This window comes from Streptomyces sp. NRRL S-495 (assembly GCF_000966955.1).
GTDB classification, from domain to species: Bacteria; Actinomycetota; Actinomycetes; order Streptomycetales; family Streptomycetaceae; genus Kitasatospora; species Kitasatospora purpeofusca.
This window is the reverse complement of the sequence record NZ_JZWY01000979.1, coordinates 1-3,892: the sequence shown is the minus strand read 5'-3', so window position 1 is coordinate 3,892 and position 3,892 is coordinate 1. Positions and strand designations below refer to the sequence as shown.

Sequence of the window (3,892 nt, the reverse complement as noted above, 5' to 3'; positions counted from 1 at the left end):
GGTTCGCGGTCTCCGGCGGCAAGATCTCGGTGATGCTGCACTCCCGCGGCCTCGACTGGGCCGGCACCGCCACCGACAAGGCGCACATCGCGGCCTCCGCCGTCAAGGCCGACTGCACGGCCTCCTGACCGCGCGGGGGGCGGTCCGGACCTGCTCCTGACCGCCCCCCGCCCGGTCCGGCCCCACCCCGTCCGACCTGCCCGACCCCGTCCGACCCCCCGACGACGTACCGATGAAAACCCAGGAGAGGACGGCCATGTCGCGCCATGTGCTGACGGTGTGCCCGGAACAGCGGGGCGGCCCGTACCGCACGATCGGCGACGCGCTCGCGGCGGCCCGCAGCGGAGCGGTGATCTCCGTCCGCCCCGGCCGCTACGAGGAGAACCTGGTCATCACCAAGATGGTCACCATCACCGCCGAGGAGCCGCGCGGCAGCGTCCGGATCACCGCCCGGCGGGGCTGCGTCGTCCAGGTGGTGGCCGAGGCCGTCCAGCTCACCGGCCTGGTCGTCCAGGGCCAGGACGAGGAACTCCCGGCCGTCGACGTGCCCCGGGGGCAGGCCGCGCTGTCCGACTGCGAGGTGGTCGGCGCCTCCTGGACGGCCGTCCTCACCCGCCAGCAGGGCTCGCTCGCGATGCGCGACTGCCGGGTCACCAACCCGGCCGGCGCCGGCATCGTCGAGACCTCCACCGGTACCAGCGTGATCGAGGACTGCGTCATCGAGCACCTCGGCACCTCCGCCGTGGTGGTCGGCGAGCGGGCCAACCCGCTGCTGCGCAACTGCGTGCTGCGCGACGCCCGCGGCAACGGCATCTGCGCCAACGGCGAGGCCCGCGGCACCTTCGAGGACTGCGAGATCTCCGTCACCGACAAGCCCGCCGTCGCCCTGGAGGAACGCTCCACCACCCGGCTGGTGCGCACCGCCGTCCGGGACACCGCCATCGGCGTGTACATCAGCTCCGAGGCCCGGGTGGTGCTGGAGGACTGCGTGGTCAGCGCCACCACCGGCCACGGCATCGCGCTGGCCGCGGGCACCGACCCGGAGCTGCGCCGCTGCTCCACCGCCCGCACCGCCGGGCACGGCATCCACATCACCGGCCGTTCGCGCGGCCACTTCGAGAACTGCGAGGTCGCCGACGCCGAGGGCACCGGCATCTGGGTCGGCGAGCACGCCGGTCCGGTGCTCAAGGGCACCGTGGTGCGCGGCTGCGGCGGCGCCGGCGTCGAACTGGCCGAGGAGAGCGCCGCCGACATCGACCGGCTGGAGATCCGGGACGTCACCGGGCCCGGCCTGTCGATCGGCGGCGGCGCCAACCCCCGGGTGCGCCACCTGACCGTCACCGGCGCGGGCGCCGACGGCGTCGAGGTGCTGCGGGACGGCCGGGGCCGGCTGGAGGGCGTCGAGGTGACCGACGCCGGGCGGGCCGGCCTGCGGATCACGGACGGCGCGGACACCTTCGTCGGCGCCGGGGTGGTGCGCGGCGCCAAGGGCTCCGGCGTGGTCGTCGGCAAGGTCGGCCGGGCCTCGCTGCGGGACTGCGAGGTGAGCGGCTCGGGCGAGGACGGCCTGTCCGTCGAGGACGGCGGCGACCTGACCTGCACCCGGGTCCGCAGCCACGGCAACCGCCGCCACGGCGTGCGGATCGGCGCCGGCGGGCGGGCCGCGCTGGCCCAGGTCGACGCGGTGGAGAACATCGGCGACGGGGTGCGCCTCGACTCGGTGGAGGCGGTCCGGCTGACCGGCTGCAAGCTGTCCCGCAACCGGGGCTCCGGCCTGCGGCAGACGGCGGCGAGCGAGCGGCTCGCGGTGGAGCAGCTGACCAGCGAGGAGAACGGCCTGCCGGACGCCCACGGCACCGCCGCGGCCGCCACCGGCAGCCCGCGCGCCGAGGGAGCCTCCTCCGGTCCGGCCGCCGCCGGGAACGCCGCCCCCGCGCCGGGCTCGGAGCCCGGCCACGCCCCCGCCCCGGCCGCGCCGCCGGGACCGCTGGAGGTGCTGGAGTCGCTGGTCGGCCTGGCCGGCGTCAAGGAGCAGGTCGCCACCCTGGTCAACCTCAACAAGCTGGCCCGCCGCCGCGAACTGGCCGGCATGCCGGCCCTGCCGATGAGCCGCCACCTGGTCTTCGCCGGTCCGCCCGGTACCGGCAAGACCACGGTCGCCCGGCTCTACGGCGCCATCCTCGCCGAGCTGGGCGTGCTGCGCAGCGGGCACCTGACCGAGGTGGCCCGGGCCGACCTGGTCGCCTCGATCATCGGCGGCACCGCGATCAAGACCACCGAGGTGTTCCAGCAGGCGCTCGGCGGCGTCCTGTTCATCGACGAGGCGTACACCCTGTCGGCCGGTTCCGGGGGCTCCGGGCCGGACTTCGGGCGGGAGGCGATCGACACCCTGGTCAAGCTGATGGAGGACCACCGCGAGGACGTGGTGGTGATCGTGGCCGGCTACTCCGCCGAGATCACCGAGTTCCTGGCCTCCAACCCCGGCTTGGCCTCCCGGTTCAGCCGGACCGTCGAGTTCGCCAACTACGAGGTCGACGAGCTGGTCACCATCGTCGAGCGGGCCGCCACCGGCCACGGCTACGAGCTCGCCGCGGGCACCGGCGACGCGCTGACGCTGCTCTTCGAGCGGATGCCGCGCGGCGAGGACTTCGGCAACGGCCGCGCGGCCCGCAAGGTCTTCGAGGAGATGGTCGACCGGCAGGCGACCAGGCTGGCGGAGCAGGCCGAGATCAGCGACCAGGACCTCGCCCTGCTCGTCCCCGGGGACGTCGGCGTCGAACTCGAACCGCCCGTGAAGGAGGCCGACGGCACCGAGCCGCTGGCCGAACTCCAGGCCCTGGTGGGCCTGCCCGCCGCCAAGGAGCAGGTCGAGGACCTGGTGAACCTGATCCGGCAGGTCCGCCGCCGGGAGGAGGCCGGGCTGGCGACCGCCACCATCAGCCACCACCTGGTCTTCGCCGGTCCGCCCGGTACCGGCAAGACGACGGTCGCCCGGCTCTACGGGCGGCTGCTGTCCGAGCTGGGCGTGCTGCCCGGCGGCCAGCTGATCGAGACCGCCCGCTCCGACCTGGTCGGCCGCTACGTCGGCCACACCGCCCAGCTCACCAAGGAGGCCTTCGACCGGGCCCGGGGCGGCGTCCTGTTCGTCGACGAGGCGTACACCCTGACGCCCCGGCACGGGGGCGGCGGGGACTTCGGCCAGGAGGCCGTGGACACCCTGATGAAGCTGATGGAGGACCACCGGGACGAGGTGGTGGTGATCGTGGCCGGCTACGAGGACGAGATGCGGCACTTCCTCTCCTCCAACCCCGGTCTCGCCTCCCGCTTCTCCCGCCAGATCGACTTCGGCCACTACTCCGACGCGGAGATGGTCACCATCGTGCGCAACCACGCGGTCAACGCCGGGTACGAGTGCGCGCCGCACACGCTGGCCGCGCTGGAGCAGCTGTTCGCGGGAGTCCCGCGCGACCGCACCTTCGGCAACGGCCGCTTCGCCCGGCAGACCCTGGAGGGCATGATCACCCGCCAGGCCGGCCGGCTCAGCCGGCTGGACGTCGCCGACCTCTCGGAGCTGAGCCTGCTGCTGCCCGAGGACATCGCCGCGGACCGCTCCGGCAGCCCGGTGTGAGCACCGGCCGAGGCCGAGGGCGGCTCGCCCGCCCCGCCGCCGCGGTGGTCTGCGGCCTTGCCGCGCTCGCCGCCCTCGCCCCGGAGGTGGCGTCGGGGGCGGTGGGGGCGTCGGGGGCGTCGGCTGTCGGCGGTGCGTCCGGGTCCGGTGCGTCCGGGGCCGGGCCCGTGGCGGCCGGTCCTGCGGCGGGTGCTGCGGCGGGTACTGCGGCGCCGACCGTCGGGAACGCGGTGCCGGGTGCCGCTGCCGGTGACGGTGGGGGCG

1 protein-coding gene is annotated in these 3,892 nt (G+C 75.2%); it reads left to right on the top strand.

What is annotated here, in order from left to right; genetic code table 11:
- Positions 1-256: 256 nt before the first annotated feature.
- The gene (locus VR45_RS37425) at positions 257-3,628 is read left to right on the top strand and encodes a right-handed parallel beta-helix repeat-containing protein (RefSeq protein ID WP_045944405.1); all 3,372 of its coding nucleotides are present in this window, start codon (positions 257-259) and stop codon (positions 3,626-3,628) included.
- The last annotated feature ends 264 nt before the right edge of the window (positions 3,629-3,892 follow it).

Excerpts from the sequence above, each read along its gene's own strand:
- VR45_RS37425 (WP_045944405.1), top strand. The coding sequence starts at position 257 with ATGTCGCGCCATGTGCTGACGGTGTGCCCGGAACAGCGGGGCGGCCCG.